General features: G+C 66.1%; 16 protein-coding genes. 13 read left to right on the top strand and 3 right to left on the bottom strand.

Annotated elements, in window-relative coordinates; translation table 11 throughout:
- Positions 1–167 precede the first annotated feature (167 nt).
- From prpB to V6V88_RS06610, 13 genes are all read left to right on the top strand, one after another.
- Positions 168–1,058, top strand: coding sequence for a methylisocitrate lyase (gene prpB, locus V6V88_RS06670; RefSeq protein WP_056322077.1), 891 nt, complete (start codon positions 168–170; stop codon positions 1,056–1,058).
- Positions 1,059–1,148: 90 nt separating this feature from the next.
- Positions 1,149–2,342 carry a 2-methylcitrate synthase gene (prpC, locus tag V6V88_RS06665; protein ID WP_056322074.1) on the top strand — a complete coding sequence of 398 codons (1,194 nt, stop codon included), beginning with the start codon at positions 1,149–1,151 and terminating at the stop codon, positions 2,340–2,342.
- Positions 2,343–2,415: 73 nt separating this feature from the next.
- Positions 2,416–3,867, top strand: coding sequence for a bifunctional 2-methylcitrate dehydratase/aconitate hydratase (locus V6V88_RS06660; RefSeq protein ID WP_338618516.1), 1,452 nt, complete (start codon positions 2,416–2,418; stop codon positions 3,865–3,867).
- 127 nt (positions 3,868–3,994) lie between these two features.
- Positions 3,995–4,423: a CopD family protein gene (locus V6V88_RS06655; protein WP_172802131.1), complete on the top strand. Its 429-nt coding sequence runs from the start codon at positions 3,995–3,997 to the stop codon at positions 4,421–4,423.
- Between the two features lie 441 nt (positions 4,424–4,864).
- Complete coding sequence (locus V6V88_RS06650) at positions 4,865–6,232, top strand: class I SAM-dependent RNA methyltransferase (RefSeq protein WP_338619552.1); 1,368 nt, start codon at positions 4,865–4,867, stop codon at positions 6,230–6,232.
- A gap of 200 nt (positions 6,233–6,432) precedes the next feature.
- Positions 6,433–6,621 carry a hypothetical protein gene (locus tag V6V88_RS06645; RefSeq protein WP_008161862.1) on the top strand — a complete coding sequence of 63 codons (189 nt, stop codon included), beginning with the start codon at positions 6,433–6,435 and terminating at the stop codon, positions 6,619–6,621.
- A gap of 334 nt (positions 6,622–6,955) precedes the next feature.
- Positions 6,956–7,477 carry an RDD family protein gene (locus V6V88_RS06640; protein WP_056322067.1) on the top strand — a complete coding sequence of 174 codons (522 nt, stop codon included), beginning with the start codon at positions 6,956–6,958 and terminating at the stop codon, positions 7,475–7,477.
- A gap of 148 nt (positions 7,478–7,625) precedes the next feature.
- Positions 7,626–8,531, top strand: coding sequence for a DUF2167 domain-containing protein (locus V6V88_RS06635; RefSeq protein ID WP_223574632.1), 906 nt, complete (start codon positions 7,626–7,628; stop codon positions 8,529–8,531).
- A gap of 103 nt (positions 8,532–8,634) precedes the next feature.
- Positions 8,635–9,507, top strand: a complete 873-nt coding sequence (locus V6V88_RS06630) for a UDP-2,3-diacylglucosamine diphosphatase (RefSeq protein WP_128827694.1) — start codon at positions 8,635–8,637, stop codon at positions 9,505–9,507.
- 125 nt (positions 9,508–9,632) lie between these two features.
- Positions 9,633–11,348, top strand: a complete 1,716-nt coding sequence (locus V6V88_RS06625; protein ID WP_226848437.1) for an AMP-binding protein — start codon at positions 9,633–9,635, stop codon at positions 11,346–11,348.
- Between the two features lies 1 nt (position 11,349).
- Positions 11,350–11,871, top strand: coding sequence for a gamma carbonic anhydrase family protein (locus tag V6V88_RS06620; protein WP_062838544.1), 522 nt, complete (start codon positions 11,350–11,352; stop codon positions 11,869–11,871).
- A 96-nt stretch (positions 11,872–11,967) separates the two neighbouring features.
- Entirely contained in the window at positions 11,968–12,900 is a 933-nt protein-coding gene (gene hslO, locus V6V88_RS06615) for an Hsp33 family molecular chaperone HslO (RefSeq protein WP_056322057.1), read from the top strand.
- Positions 12,901–12,991: 91 nt separating this feature from the next.
- On the top strand, positions 12,992–13,744 hold the full coding sequence (locus tag V6V88_RS06610) for a pilus assembly protein (protein WP_223574628.1): 753 nt from the start codon (positions 12,992–12,994) through the stop codon (positions 13,742–13,744).
- Between the two features lie 40 nt (positions 13,745–13,784).
- On the opposite strand, the gene ftsB is transcribed toward V6V88_RS06610, so the two are convergent.
- The 3 genes from ftsB to V6V88_RS06595 form a co-directional block, all read right to left on the bottom strand.
- On the bottom strand, positions 13,785–14,252 hold the full coding sequence (ftsB, locus tag V6V88_RS06605) for a cell division protein FtsB (protein WP_062838542.1): 468 nt from the start codon (positions 14,250–14,252) through the stop codon (positions 13,785–13,787).
- A 66-nt stretch (positions 14,253–14,318) separates the two neighbouring features.
- Complete coding sequence (gene eno, locus V6V88_RS06600) at positions 14,319–15,605, bottom strand: phosphopyruvate hydratase (protein ID WP_056322049.1); 1,287 nt, start codon at positions 15,603–15,605, stop codon at positions 14,319–14,321.
- Positions 15,606–15,609: 4 nt separating this feature from the next.
- The gene (locus V6V88_RS06595) at positions 15,610–15,894 is read right to left on the bottom strand and encodes a DUF1330 domain-containing protein (protein WP_056322046.1); all 285 of its coding nucleotides are present in this window, start codon (positions 15,892–15,894) and stop codon (positions 15,610–15,612) included.
- Positions 15,895–15,920: the final 26 nt, after the last annotated feature.

Below are 15,920 nucleotides of genomic sequence, written 5' to 3'. Positions count from 1 at the left end.
CTTAGGCGGGTCCGCCACGCGCGGCCCGCCATGCAGGCAGCACCGGTAAATACACCTGTCTCTTTGCCAAGCCGCAAAGGTACGCGCCGCGGGATTGTCGCGCAGGGGACAGATTTATTTTTCGGACCCGCGATAACGTCGTGGGCTACCAAGAACAGGAGACAACCATGTCCAGACCCGACTCGCCCGGCGCCCTCTTTCGCCGCGCGCTCGCCGAAGAAAATCCCCTGCAGATCATCGGCGCCATCAACGCCAACCACGCCCTCTTGGCCAAGCGCGCCGGCTATCGCGCCATCTACCTGTCCGGCGGCGGCGTCGCGGCCGGTTCGCTGGGCCTGCCGGATCTGGGCATCAACACCATGGACGACGTCCTGACCGACGTGCGCCGCATCACCGACGTGTGCGATGTGCCGCTGCTGGTGGACATCGACACCGGCTTCGGCCCGTCGGCGTTCAACATCGCCCGCACCGTCAAGAGCCTGATCAAGTTCGGCGCGGCCGCCTGCCACATCGAGGACCAGGTGGGCGCCAAGCGCTGCGGTCACCGTCCCGGCAAGGAAATCGTCACGACCGAGGAAATGGCCGACCGCGTGAAGGCCGCCGCCGACGCGCGCACCGACAGCGACTTCTACCTGATCGCCCGCACCGACGCGATTGCCTCGCACGGCGTGGACGCCGCCATCGAACGCGCGCTGGCCTGCGTGGAAGCCGGGGCCGACGCGATCTTCGCCGAAGCCGCCTACGACCTGCCCACCTACGACCGCTTCGTGAAGGCCGTCAAGGTGCCCGTGCTGGCCAACATCACCGAATTCGGCAAGACACCGCTCTTCTCGGTCGAAGAACTGAAGAGCGTCGGCGTGGGCATGGTGCTGTACCCGCTGTCGGCCTTCCGGGCCATGAACAAGGCCGCCGAGGCCGTCTACACCGCGATCCGCCGCGACGGCCACCAGAAGAACGTGGTCGACCTGATGCAGACCCGCGAGGAACTGTACGATCGCATCGGCTATCACGAGTTCGAATCCAGACTGGATGCGCTCTTCCAGAAGGGCAAGGCGTAATCCCGCAACGTCCAGGCGCCGCCGCGGCACCCCCGCGGCGCCGTCCGCCACCCATTGCATCTTCCATCGCGTAAGGAAAGGAGTAGAGACATGAGCACGGCTCCCAAGAAGCAAGAAGCCAAATCGGACGCCAAGCCGGAAGAAAAAGCCGGTTTCAAGCCCAAGAAGTCGGTTGCGCTGTCCGGCGTGGTCGCGGGCAACACCGCCCTGTGCACCGTCGGCCGCAGCGGCAACGACCTGCACTATCGCGGTTACGACATCCTGGACATCGCCGATACCAGCGAGTTCGAGGAAATTGCTCACTTGCTGGTCCATGGCAAGCTGCCCAACAAGGCCGAACTGAAGGCCTACAAGGAAAAGCTGCGCAGCCTGCGCGGCCTGCCCGCGCAGCTGCAGGTCGCCCTGGAAGCCCTGCCCGCCGCCAGCCATCCGATGGACGTGATGCGCACGGCCGTGTCGGTGCTGGGCTGCGTGCTGCCTGAAAAGGACGACCACAACACCCCGGGCGCACGCGACATCGCCGACCGCCTGATGGCCAACCTGGGCTCGGCCCTGCTCTACTGGTACCACTACAGCCACAACGGCCGCGTCATCGACGTGCAGACGGACGACGACAGCATCGGCGGCCACTTCCTGCACCTGCTGCATGGCGAAAAGCCGAGCGACGAATGGGTCAAGGCGATGCACATTTCGCTGAACCTGTACGCCGAGCACGAATTCAACGCCTCCACGTTCACGGCCCGCGTCATCGCCGGCACGGGTTCGGACATGTTCTCGGCCATCTCGGGCGCCATCGGCGCGCTGCGCGGCCCCAAGCACGGCGGCGCCAACGAAGTGGCGTTCGAAGTGCAGAAGCGCTATGAAACCCCGGACGAAGCCGAGGCCGACATCCGCCGCCGCGTGGAAGCCAAGGAAGTCATCATCGGATTCGGCCACCCCGTCTACACGGTTTCCGATCCGCGCAACAAGGTCATCAAGGACGTCGCCAAGAAGCTGTCCAAGAAGGCCGGCACGACCAAGATGTTCGACATCGCCGAACGCCTGGAAACCGTCATGTGGGACGTCAAGAAGATGTTCCCCAACCTGGACTGGTTCTCGGCCGTCAGCTACCACATGATGGGCGTGCCCACGGCCATGTTCACCCCGCTGTTCGTCATTGCGCGCACCGCGGGCTGGTCGGCCCACATCATCGAGCAGCGCATCGACAACAAGATCATCCGCCCCACCGCCAACTACGTGGGCCCGGAAGACCAGAAGTTCGTGCCCATCGACAAGCGCAAGTAAATCCGAACGGAAGTAAAAACGATCGAGGGCGCGGCATGGCCACCTGTATTCACTTTTCCGAAGAGGTACTGCTATGTCTGCCCCGATCTCGAACGTACGTCCCGAGCCCGACCAGGTCCTGGCCGATATCGCGGACTACGTTCTGAATTTTGAAGTCCGCAGCGACCTGGCCTACGAGACGGCACGCAACTGCCTGATCGACACCCTGGGCTGCGGCCTGGAAGCGCTGGAGTATCCGGCGTGCCGCAAACTGCTGGGCCCGGTCGTGCCGGGCACCGTGGTGCCCCAGGGCGCCACGGTGCCCGGCACGCAGTTCCAGCTCGACCCCGTCCAGGCCGCGTTCAACATCGGCGCCATGATCCGCTGGCTGGACTTCAACGACACGTGGCTCGCGGCCGAATGGGGCCACCCGTCGGACAACCTGGGCGGCATCCTCGCCACGGCCGACTGGCTTTCGCGCACGGCGGTCGCGTCGGGTAAGCCCCCGCTCACGATGCGCGACGTGCTGACCGGCATGATCAAGGCGCACGAGATCCAGGGGTGCATCGCCCTGGAGAACTCCTTCAACAAGGTGGGCCTGGACCACGTCGTGCTGGTCAAGGTGGCCTCCACGGCCGTCGTCGCGCAAATGCTTGGGCTGTCCCGCGACGAAGTCATCAACGCCGTGTCGCTCGCCTGGGTCGACGGCCAGAGCCTGCGCACCTACCGCCACGCCCCCAACACCGGCAGCCGCAAAAGCTGGGCCGCCGGCGATGCCACCAGCCGCGCGGTGCGCCTGGCGCTGATCGCCCGCACCGGCGAAATGGGGTATCCCTCGGTGCTGACCGCCAAGACCTGGGGCTTTTACGACGTGCTCTTCAAGGGCCAGCCGTTCAAGTTCCAGCGGCCCTACGGCAGCTACGTGATGGAAAACGTGCTGTTCAAGATTTCGTTTCCAGCCGAATTCCATGCGCAGACCGCCGTCGAATGCGCCATGCAGATCCACGGCCTGCTCAAGCCGCTGGGCAAGACGGCCGACGACATCAAGCAGATCCGGATACGCACGCACGAGGCGTGCATCCGCATCATCGACAAGAAGGGTCCGCTGAACAATCCCGCCGACCGCGACCACTGCATCCAGTACATGGTGGCCGTGCCGCTGCTGTTCGGGCGCCTGACGGCGGGCGATTACGAAGACGAGATCGCGCAGGATCCGCGTATCGACGCGCTGCGTGCCAAGATCGTCTGCGTCGAGGATCCGGCCTTCACCAGCGACTATCACAACCCCGCCAAGCGCTCGATCGCCAATGCGCTGACCGTGCAGTTCAACGATGGCACGGCGCTCGACGAGATCGTCTGCGAGTACCCCATCGGCCACAAGCGCCGCCGCGCCGACGGCATCCCGCTGCTGGAAGCCAAGTTCCGCACCAATCTGGCCCGCATATTCCCGCCGCGTCAGCAGCAGCGCATCCTGGACGCGTCGCTGGCGCAGGCAACCCTGGAGTCGATGCCGGTCCATGAGTACATGGACCTCTATGTGATCTAAGGGGCGCCAGCCCCCCGACGCAGCCGCCCAATCTGACGCCGCGCGCACGCGGGTGTCAGACACCGGCGGCCACGGGTATCGGCCACCGGCGCGCATACAATGCGGCTTTCCTCAATTGGATCGCGCCATGGCCATGCTCTGGGTCAAGACCTTTCACATCGTCTTCATCGCCTCCTGGTTTGCCGGCCTGTTCTATCTGCCGCGCATCTTTGTGAACCTGGCCCAGCAGTCGGATCCCGCCGTGCAGACGACGCTGCTCGGCATGGCGCGCCGGCTGTACCGCTTCACCACCATTCTGGCGGTCGTGGCCATCATTTTCGGGATGTGGCTTTACGTGGGTTACCGTATCGGCGTGGGCCCCGGCAATGGCTGGATGCACGCCAAGCTCTTTTTCGTGCTGCTCGTCATCGGCTACCATCACGCCTGTGGCCTCATGCTGCGCAAATTCGAACAGGGCAAGAACACCCGTTCGCACAAGTTCTATCGCTGGTTCAACGAAGTTCCCGTCTTGCTGCTCTTGGTGGTGGTGGCGCTGGTCGTCGTCAAACCCTTCTGATACCCCTACCTTTGCACATTCGCCAGGATTCGTATGTCCTCTGATGAACAGGACCGCCCGCGCAAGACGCTGACGATCAAGAAAACGGCCCGCGACGCCCAAGCCGAAGGCGCGGGCAAGCGCACCCGCACCGGCGCCCGCGCGCGTCTGGTGGCGCAGATCGAGCGCACCCGCGAAAACACCGAACGCCAGAAGGACCCCGCCGGCTACCAGCGGCGTCAGGAAGAAGAGGCGCGCGGCGCCCGCAAGCCCGCCCGCGGCACGTCCTCGCGCCCCGGCCAGTCTGAACGCGGCCAGTACGACCGCGGTCCCGCCAACCGGGATCCGTCCGACCGTCCCGCGCCGCGCCGTGGCGCTCCCGACCGCGACCGCGCGGGCGACGCCCGCCGCGATGACGCCCCCAGCCCGCGCGCCGGACGCACGCCGCAGCGCGCGCCGCGCCTGGACGACCTGTACATCGCGCCGGCCACGCCTGCGGGCCGCTTCTACGACCCGTTCGAAGACGACGGTCCCGCCCCCGAATTCGCGCCCGAACCCGACAGCGCGCACGACACCGGCTTTGCGGAGGAATCCGATTTCGCGCATGAGCCGCAAGCCCGGCGCGAGCCCGCCGCGCCCCGCGTCGACGTCCGCAGCCGCCGCCCGCGCGAACCGCGCCAGGCGGAAACCTTCACGGTATTCGCGCCCTGCCCGCAAGGCCTGGAAGAAGCGCTGACCGCCGAAATGCAGGCGCTTGGCTATGAAGACGCCAAGGCCGGCCGGGCGGGCTGTTCGTTCACGTCCGATTGGTCGGGCATCCAGCGCGCCAACCTGTATTCGCGGCTGGCGACCCGCATTCTGGTGCAGGTGGCGCATGCCGAGATTTCGCACGAAGACGACATCCTGGATCTGGCCCGCGACACCCCCTGGGAGCGCTGGTTCGGCGCCGAACAGACGCTGCGCGTGGACACGTCGGCCATCAAGAGTCCGGTGCAAAGCCTGCAGTACTGCAATCTGCGCGCCAAGGACGGCATCTGCGACCGCCTGCGCGAGCTCGAAGGCGAGCGCCCCAGCATCGACACGGTGCGCCCGGATGCGCGCGTGCACCTCTTTCTGACGGGCCACACGGCAACGCTGTATCTGGACACGTCGGGCGAATCCCTGTTCAAGCGCGGCTGGCGCCTGGACAAGGGCGAGGCCCCGCTGCGCGAAAACCTGGCGGCGGGCATGCTGGCGCTGGCGGGCTGGGATCCGGCCGCGCCGCTGCTGGACCCCTTCTGCGGCTCCGGCACCATTCTGATCGAAGCGGCCTGGATTGCCCTGGGCGTGCCCCCGGGCATGTCCCGCCCGTTCGGATTCGAGCGCCTGCGCGACCACGATGCCTACCGCTGGCGCGACCTGAAGGACGACGCCCGCGCCCGCATCCTGCCCCAGCTCGATGCGCCGCTGGTCGGATACGACCTGAACCCCCTGGCCATTGAATACGCCCGCAACAACGCCGAGCGCGCCTGGCTGACGGCCGATTCGATCCGCTTTGAGGTTGGTGATGCGCGCGAGGTGACGGCGCCCGCCGACCACGGCTGGATCGTCACCAACCCGCCCTACGGCGAGCGCATGGGCGCGGAACAGGACGCGGACCTGTGGCGCGACTGGGCCAGTTGCCTGAAGCGTAATTTCGCGGGCTGGCAGCTGCATGTCATCACCAGCGACCTAACGCTGCCCAATCAGATGCGCCTGAAGCCCAAGCGGCGCATCCCGCTGCACAACGGCGCGCTGGACTGCCGCCTGTTCGGCTTTGAACTGGTTGCCGCCGGCTACCGCGACGCCTGAGCACGTTGTAAAAGCGCCGCAACATGGCGCGCCTATCTTTGCTTATGGTGCCCCGCCGCGCGGTTTTGGGGCATCATCAGCACCAAGGTGTTGCCAAGTTGCACCAGCCTGCATCGGCCACTTGCATAGTTTCAGGGTAAACCCCTATAATCCGGGTTATCCCTAGTAGCAAACAACTGTGCAAGCCCGTGGAGGCTATAGTGATCAACCCGAACAACACCATTCGCCTGACCGACGAACTCGAGCGTCAACTGATGCTCCAGGCTATCGAAGAACAATTCCGCCCGCATCCGATGCGGGCGTTGGCTGCAGGCCTGCGCAAGCTGGCCCACGGCATCAAGGCCCTGGCTGGCAAGACGAGCGCCAAGAACGCGCATTCCGCTGCCTGAGCATGGCCTGGGCCGCTGGCCCAACGATTTTCCCCTTGGGGGCTGCATAGCCCCTTTTATAGACCCGCCCTCAACGGCGGGTTTTTTTTCGCGCGCACACCGAAGCGCAGCGGCGGCGCCCCGCCGCCCGGCCGCCCGAAGGCGGGGCAGCCCCCGCGGGGGGCAGCAAGCACGCATCGCGTGCGCAGCGTGGGGGCACAACCAGAGCCGCCCCGCCGCCCGGCCGCCCGAAGGCGGGGCAGCCCCCTCGGGGGGCAGCAAGCATGCATCGCGTGCGCGGCGTGGGGGCATCACCCCCGGCGTGGGGGCAACAATTTATGGATAATACCGGTCCATGAATGACGCCACCCTCGACCAGACTCCGAACCGGCTGCGCCGGTTTGCCTGCATGATGTACGAAGCCGTGCTGCTGTTCGGCGTCGTGTTTCTGGCGGGCTACCTGCTGGACACGCTCACCCAGAGCCGCAACGCGCTGGAATTGCGGGCCGCGCGCCAGGCGTGGCTGTTCGTGGCGATCGGTGCCTATTTCGTGTTGTGCTGGCGGCGCCGGGGCCAGACGCTGCCCATGAAGACGTGGAACATCCGGCTGGTGGATCGCCACGGCAACACCCCGTCGACCGGCCTGCTGATCCTGCGCTACATCCTTGCCTGGCCGCTGGTGCTAGCGGGCGCCGCGCTGGTCTGGGCGGCGGCGCTGGCCACGGGATGGCCATCGGTGGACATGTTCATCGTCGCCGCCCCCTTTGCCATCTTCATCTGGTCCTGGCTGGATCCCGACGGCCAGTTCCTGCACGACCGGATCCTGGGCACGCGCCTGCGCAATGCGCCGCAGGCCAAGGGCAAAAAGGCCAGTTGAACTGCCCTGCCGGTGCGCCGGCATGCGGGCAACGCCCCGGTTTGATGCGGGCCAAGGCGCAGACCATCTAGCGCTCCCCTATTCAGAAAGATGACAGCCGCACGCCGGGACAATGAGGCCCCAATTAATTTACGGCTTCATCATCACCATGCGCGCATTCCTTTCCCGCCTGCCGCTGGCCCTCGCCAGCGCGCTGTTGTTCCTGCACGCAGGCGCGTCCGCCCAGAACGCCTCGGCCCAGCAGGAGATCGAAGCGGCGTCCAAAGCCGCCTTCGCCGCGGCCCGGCAAGGCCCTGACGACGTAACGCTTGGCGACCAGGCAACCCTGAAGCTGCCCCACAACATGTTTTTCGTGCCCCGCCCGCAAGCCGAGCGGCTGATGCAGGCCTACGGCAACGGCAAGGATCCCTCGCTGCTGGGCGTCGTGATGCCCAAGAGCGACGATGAGGACTGGGTCGTCACCATCAACTTCGACAAGGCGGGCTATATCAAGGACGACGACGCCCGGAACTGGAACGTCGCCGAGTTGCTGGACAGCCTGCGTGAAGGCACCGAGGCGTCCAACGAGGAACGCAAGAAGCGCGGCTTTCCCGAACTGACGGTGGACGGCTGGGTGGAGACGCCCAAGTACGACAGCAACAACCAACGCCTGGTCTGGTCGGTTGCTGCCAAGCACAAGGGCGCGGCCGCGGACGAAGACGGCACGGTCAACTACAACACCTATGCGCTGGGCCGCGACGGCTACATCACGCTGGATCTGATCACCGAAAAGCACAAGGTGCCCACGGACAAGGCCGCGGTGCTGGCCCTGCTGGACAACCTGCATTACGTGCAAGGCAAGCGCTACGCCGATTTCGACGCCTCGAGCGACAAGGTTGCCGAGTACGGTCTGGCGGCCCTCGTGGCGGGCGTGGCCGCCAAGAAGCTCGGGCTGTTCGCGGTGATCGCGGCATTCCTGGCCAAGTTTGCCAAGGTGGGCATCCTGGCCGCGGCCGCGCTGGGCGGCGCGGCCTGGAAGCGCCTGAAGGGCAAGAAGGGCACCGAACAGTCCTGATCCGCCGGAGCGGCGGCGCGCGGCCCCTGCCCGCGCGCGCCGTCACAACCGTGTCACGGATCCGTCACGCACACGTCATCGCGAGGTGGTCTCATGCTCAAGCATGACCACTGCCCACAGGGAAGCGACCGTGAACGAAATCCAACCCGCGCATTGGCGCGCCCTCTGGATTTCCGATATTCACCTGGGCACTGCCGGGTGCAAGGCGGAATTCCTGCTCGATTTCCTGGATCACAACGATTCGGACACCCTCTACCTGGTTGGCGACATCGTCGACGGCTGGCAGTTGCGCAAGCACTGGCATTGGCCCCGCGCGCACAACGACGTGATCCAGCGCATCCTGCGCAAGGCCCGCAACGGCACCCGCGTGGTGTTCATCCCCGGCAACCATGACGAGTTCGCCCGGGAGTTTGCGGGTTTCGCCTTCGGCGATATCGAGGTCCTGGACGAGGACGTGCATGTCACGGCCAAGGGGCTGCGGCTGCTCGTGCTGCACGGGGACCAGTTCGACGGCGTCATCCAGCACAGCCGCTGGCTGGCGCATCTGGGCGACGGGCTCTACCAGCTTGCTCTCTGGATCAACCACCACTTCAACCGCCTGCGCCACCGGCTGGGCCTGCATTACTGGTCGCTGTCCCAGTACCTGAAGCACAAGGTCAAGAACGCGGTGTCGTTCATCACCGACTTCGAGGAGGCCTTGGCCGGCGAGGCGCGGCGCCGCGGCCTGGACGGCGTGGTCTGCGGCCATATCCACAAGGCCGAACTGCGCGACGTCGGCGGCATCCTGTATTGCAATGACGGCGACTGGGTGGAAAGCCTTACGGCGCTGGCCGAAACGCACGACGGGCAGCTCCAGCTCCTGGACTGGGCCGTGTTGCAGGCCGAACGCCAGCGCGACCCGGCCAACCGTCCGCCCCGGTCGCTGACCTTGCCGGCCCTGCCGTCCGCCCTGCGCCGCCAAGGCAAATACCCGTGATAACCCTTATGCGTCCCCGTTACGCAACGCGGATATTGCAGTTCAAGCCCCTCTAGGTCATGCTTGCAACTGGTTAGCGGGCGTCATGGCCCGTTCACGCTGCAACATGCTCACAACATAGGGCCATGAACGACCAATATCAGGCGCTCTACCAATCATTCCGCTGGCTGGTGCCCACCCAGTTCAACATCGCGGAAGCGTGCTGCCACCGCTGGGCATCCAGTAGTCCGGATGCGCGGCGCATTGCCATCTACTACGAAGATGAGTCCGGCAACCGCGAGGTCTGGACCTTCGCCCGTCTGGCGGAAGCCGCCAATCAGCTGGCCAACGGCCTGGTGAAAATGGGCGTCGGCCGGGGCGACAGGGTCGGTGTGGTATTGGGACAACGCCCTGAGACCGTGGTCGCCCACATGGCCATCTACAGCGTGGGCGCGGTGGTCCTGCCCCTGTCCGCGCTCTTCGGTCCCGAGGCGCTGCAAAGCCGCCTGTGCGATGCCGAAGCGCGCGTTGCCATCGTCGACCACGCCTCCAGCGCCAATCTGCTGGCCGTCACTGAAAACTGCCCCGCCCTGCAACAGGTCATCGGCATCGGTTTCGCCGACGAACGCGTGCTGCCGTGGCGCAGCCTGCTGGCCCGCCAGCCCAACGAATTCAAGGCCGTCCAGACCCGCTCGTCGGATCCGGCCATCCTGCTCTATACCTCCGGCACCACCGGCGCGCCCAAGGGCGCCCTGCTGCCCCACAGCGTGCTGATCGGCAACCTGCCAGGCTTCGTCGCCTCGCAGGACTGGTTCCCCAAACCCGCGGATGTGTTCTGGTCGCCCGCGGACTGGGCCTGGACCGGCGGCATGATGGACGCGCTGCTGCCCACCCTGTATTTCGGGCATCCCATCGTCGGCACGCGCGGGCGTTTCTCGGTCGAGCGTGCCTTCGAACTCCTGGAACGCTATCAGGTCACCAACACGTTCCTGTTCCCCACCGCCCTGAAGATGATGATGAAGGCGGTGCCCGAGCCCCGCCAACGCTACCAGTTGGCCCTGCGTTCCATCATGAGCGCCGGGGAAAGCGTAGGCGATACGGTCTTCGAATGGTGCCGCACGGCCCTGGGCGTCACGCCAAACGAGATGTTCGGCCAGACCGAGATGAACTACGTGGTGGGCAACAGCAACAAGCGCTGGCCCGCCAAACCCGGTTCCATGGGCCGCCCGTATCCGGGCCACAACGTGGCGGTGCTGGACAGCGACGGCGTGCCGGTTCCCCCGGGCGGAACCGGCGAAATCGCCGTGAACCGGCTCGACATCCACGGCTTTCCCGACCCGGTGATGTTCCTTGGCTACTGGCGCAACGAGGCCGCCACGCAGGCCAAGTTCAAGGGCGACTGGTGCCTGACGGGCGACCTCGCCACCATCGACGAGGACGGCTACCTCTGGTACGCCGGCCGCGCCGACGACGTGTTCAAGTCGGCCGGATACCGGATCGGCCCGGGCGAGATCGAAAGCTGCCTGATCGGCCATCCGGCCGTGGCCAACGCGGCAGTCGTGCCCAAGCCGGATGCCGAGCGCGGCGCGCTGGTCAAGGCCTACGTGGTGCTGACGCCGGAATTTGCCCAGCGGGACCACGGCGAAATCACCGAGAACCTGCAGGAACACGTGCGCGAGCGCCTGGCGCCGTACGAGTACCCCAAGGAAATCGAATACGTGGACGAACTGCCCATGACCACCACGGGCAAGATTCAGCGGCGCATCCTGCGGCAGCGCGAAGAAGAACGCGCGCTGGCCCACGCGCCCCAAACCGACGCTGGCGTGCCCGTCGCCGCCCCCGCGCGACAAACGGAGACATAGCATGGCCATCTATCAACTGCGCGACCTGATCCCCCGCATCGACCCGCAAGCCTACGTGGCCGACAGCGCGGATCTCATCGGCAACGTCACGCTGGAAGCCGGGGTCAGCATCTGGTCGCATGTATCCATCCGCGCCGACAACGATGCCATCCTGATCCGCGAAGGCACCAACATCCAGGAATCCAGCGTCCTGCACGTCGACGAGGGCTGTCCCATGACCATCGGCCCGAACGTCACGGTCGGTCACCAGGCCATGCTGCACGGCTGCACCATCCATGAAGGCGCGCTGGTCGGCATGCAGGCCATCGTGCTGAACAATGCCGTCATCGGCCGCAACTGCCTGATCGGCGCCGGCGCGATCATCCCCGAAGACCGCGTCATCCCGGACAATTCGCTGGTCATCGGCATCGGCAAGATCGTGCGGGAGCTTTCCGCCGACGAAATTGCCAACATGCACAAGAACACCGCCCATTACGTGGCGCGCGGCCAACAGTACAAGACCGCCCTGAAACGGATCGGCTGACGGCTCCCCCGAGGGCCCCCTCACCGCCCCCGCAACCGTCCCAACCCCTGCTGCCAGCAGGGGGAATACCTCACCGCGATCGGCTAACATTCCGCTATGACCGATCAGCTCAAGAAATACCTTACCGAAGACCGCAGCGTCCGCGTCCAAGCGGTGCGCCTGTCTGACACGTGGAAGGCCGTCCAGGCCAACCACGACTACCCGCCCGCAATCACCGACCTGTTGGGTGAACTGGTGGCGGCATCCACCCTGCTCGCCGCCAACATCAAGTTCGATGGCTCGCTGGTGCTCCAGATCCAGGGCGATGGCCCCATCGCCCTGCTGGTGGTGGAATGCCGCTCGGACCTGAGCCTGCGCGCCACCGTCAAGATGCGCGAAGGCCACGAGGTGCCCAGCGCCGGCGACATGCAAAGTCTGTTGAACCCCGGCGGCAACGGGCGCTTCATCGTGGTGCTGGACCCGCAGCGCAAGCTGCCCGGCCAGCAGGCCTACCAGGGCATCGTGCCGCTCGAAGGCGACACGGTCGCCGAGGCGCTGCAACACTACATGAAGGCCTCCGAACAGCTCGACACGCGTCTGTGGCTGTCGGCCGATGCCGATCACGCCGCCGGCATGCTGCTGCAACGCCTGCCGCATCACGGCGGCGGAGAAACCGACCGCGCCCTGACCGAACAGGTGGCTGCCGAGACCTGGGAGCGCATCAATGCCCTGGCCGGCACGCTCAAGCGCGACGAAATCCTGGCCACGGACATCGACACGCTGATCCACCGCCTGTTCTGGGAAGAAACGCTCATCGCCTTCGACCCGCAGCCCGTCAGCTGGCACTGTCCGTGCACGCGCGAGCGCGTGGCCAACATGCTGCGTTCGCTGGGCGAAGCCGAGGTCAACAGCATCCTCGAAGAACGTGGACAGGTCGACGTGGCCTGCGACTTCTGCGGCAAGCCCTACAAGTTCGACACCGTCGACTGCGCGGCGCTTTTCTCGGCAAACCAGCCGGCAGCCGGAGACGAACCTCCCACCGTGCATTGATGCCCCCCGGCGGCAAGCCCGCCGGGACGGTTTCGTCACACCGGATTGTCCTCATCGACGGGCGGTCATGGGCGCGCCACACTGCGCAGCCATGACCGCCTTTATTTTTCCTGCCGTGTTTCGCGCCGTCCGCCGACAGCATGGCGCGGCCGCCCTTGAATTTGCCGTGGCGGGCGCCGCAGTGCTGCTGCTGGGTCTGCTGTGCATCGAAGCCGTCCAGTGGCACGGCGCGCGCCAGATGGCCCATCTGGCGCTGACAGAAGCAGCGCGCGCCGGCGCCACGGGCCACGGCGACCCGGCCCGCATGCAAGCAGCCTTTCTGCGGGCGTTGCTGCCCTTGCACGCCCACGCCGAGGGCCCGTCGGGCGCGCGGCGGCGCCTGGACAACGTGATGGCCAATCTGAAGGCGTTGACGGGCGTTGCGCCCTGGCGCATCGAAGTGCTGTTGCCGGACGACCAGTCGTTCCGCGAGCACGGGCACGCGGGCTTGCAGGTGGCCGCCGCGCCCGGCTTGCGCGCCATCGACAACGGCTACCAGGACCTGCAACACGCCCGCCGCCCGCCACGCCCTGGCGGCCAGGACATCTTCCTGGCCAACACGCTCAGGCTGCGTCTGACATATCTGCACAAACCGCTGCTGCCGCCGTTACGGGCGCTGCTGGCGGGCCTGGGCCGGCAGGACGGCAGCTACGCCGGGCACGCGCTGGCCAAGGGCGTGTTGCCGATCGTGGTGGAGCTGGAGCAGGAAATGCACACGCATCCGGTGGACTGGGCGCGCAGGGGCCCCCATCCCGAAGGCGTGGTGTATGGACCGTGCCGCCAGATGCGTTGCGGCCCGGGATAAGCCGGGCCGCCGCTGGCAAGGTCAAAAAAACCGCCAGGCATCACTGCCGGGCGGTGGAATTGGAATGGTTGGCGCCGGTGGCGGCGGGCCTGGCTGGCGTTGCCGCTGCGGGCCGCGATGGGGTTGCTGCAGAGGCCGGCCGGGTGGCGGGGGCGTTGGCGCGTGCGGGCGTGCCGGTGGCGGCGGGCTTGGGCGGCGCCTCGGCGGACAGCGAGGCGCCCGCGGGAGGCTGGGTGTTCTGGGGCAGGATGTGCACGAACACTTCGCCGTCGCGCATCATGCCCAGTTCACCGCGCGCCCGTTCCTCGATGGCCCCCGATCCGCCTTCCAGATCGCGCACTTCCGCCTCAAGGGCAGCATTGCGCGCGCGCAGGCCTTCGTTGGTCTCGCGCTGCTCAGCCACCTGGCGTTGCAGATCCCAGACCTTGAACCAGCCGCCCTTACCCAGCCACAGCGGGTATTGGATCAGGCCTAGCAGCACGAACAGCACCAGGAACAACAGGCGCATACGCGGGAACCTCAACTGTCGTGGCGTGGATGCGGCCCAGGCAACACGCCAGGGCCGCGCTTTTTATCAACGCAGGTTGTAGAAAGCTTCCAGGCCGGGATACGACGCGACTTCAGCCAGCTCTTCTTCGATGCGCAGCAGCTGGTTGTACTTGGCCATGCGATCCGAGCGCGACAGCGAGCCGGTCTTGATCTGCATGGCGTTGGTCGCCACGGCGATGTCGGCAATGGTCGAGTCTTCGGTTTCGCCCGAGCGGTGCGAGACGACGGCGGTGTAGCCGGCGCGCTTGGCCATTTCGATGGCGGCAAACGTTTCCGTCAGCGTGCCGATCTGGTTGATCTTGATGAGGATCGAGTTGGCCACGCCCTTCTGGATGCCTTCACGCAGGATCTTGGTGTTGGTGACGAACAGGTCGTCGCCCACCAGCTGGACCTTCTTGCCGAGCTGGTCGGTCAGGAGCTTCCAGCCTTCCCAGTCGTTTTCGGCCATGCCGTCTTCGATCGAGATGATCGGGTACTTGTCGCACCACGTAGCCAGGAGGTTCGTGAATTCTTGCGAGGACAGCGAGATGCCGCCTTCGCCGGCCAGCGTGTACTTGCCGTCGCGGTAGAACTCGGAGCTGGCGCAGTCCAGGCCCAGGGCGATCTGCGAGCCCGGCTCGTAGCCGGCTTCGGTGATGGCCTTCAGGATGAGCTGGATGGCGGCTTCATGGCTGGGCACGTTGGGCGCGAAACCGCCCTCGTCGCCCACGGCGGTCGACATGCCCTGGCTGTGGATCAGCTTCTTGAGCATGTGAAAGACTTCGGCGCCCCAACGCAGGGCTTCGCGGAAGCTGCCCGCGCCCACCGGCAGAATCATCAGTTCCTGCAGGTCCAGCGTGTTGTTGGCGTGCGCGCCGCCGTTGATGACGTTCATCATCGGGACGGGCATGCTCATGGGGCCGCTGCCGCCGAAATAGCGGTACAGGGACAGGCCCGACTCGTCGGCGGCGGCGCGGGCCACGGCCATGCTGGCGGCCAGGATGGCGTTGGCGCCCAGGCGCTCCTTGGACTCGGTGCCGTCCAGTTCGATCAGCGTGCGATCGACGAACGTCTGTTCCTGAGCATCCAGGCCCATCAGGGCTTCGGAGATTTCGGTGTTGAGGTTTTCAACGGCGCGCAGCACGCCCTTGCCCAGATAACGGCCCTTGTCGCCGTCGCGCAGCTCGATGGCTTCGCGGGCGCCGGTGGATGCGCCCGACGGCACGGCCGCACGGCCCATGGCGCCGGATTCCAGCAGCACATCGCATTCCACGGTGGGGTTGCCGCGCGAATCCAGAATCTCGCGGCCGATGATGTCGACGATTGCACTCATGACTTTACATTCCCTGAACGATAAACATATTCATGACGGCCGCGCCTTCGCGGGCATTGCGGGCACGGCGGTACTGCCAGGAATCGTAGAACGCCTGCGCCGCGGCCATGGACGGAAATTCCATGACGACGGTGCGGCCGGGTTCACGCCCCTCGAGGTGCTTCGATTCGCCGCCGCGCACCAGGATCTTGGCATCGTACGCGCGCATGGCGAGCGTGGACAGACGCTTGTAGTCCTCGTACTGCGCGGGCTTGGTCACTTTGACGTCGGCGATCAGATAGGCACTCATGGGGTTCCTTCAGAGCAGTTGCGTTG

Source organism: Achromobacter sp. E1 (genome assembly GCF_037039475.1).
GTDB lineage: Bacteria > Pseudomonadota > Gammaproteobacteria > Burkholderiales > Burkholderiaceae_B > Achromobacter > Achromobacter mucicolens.
The sequence above is the reverse complement of the archived record's forward strand: the minus strand, read 5'-3'. Positions and strand labels throughout refer to the sequence as shown.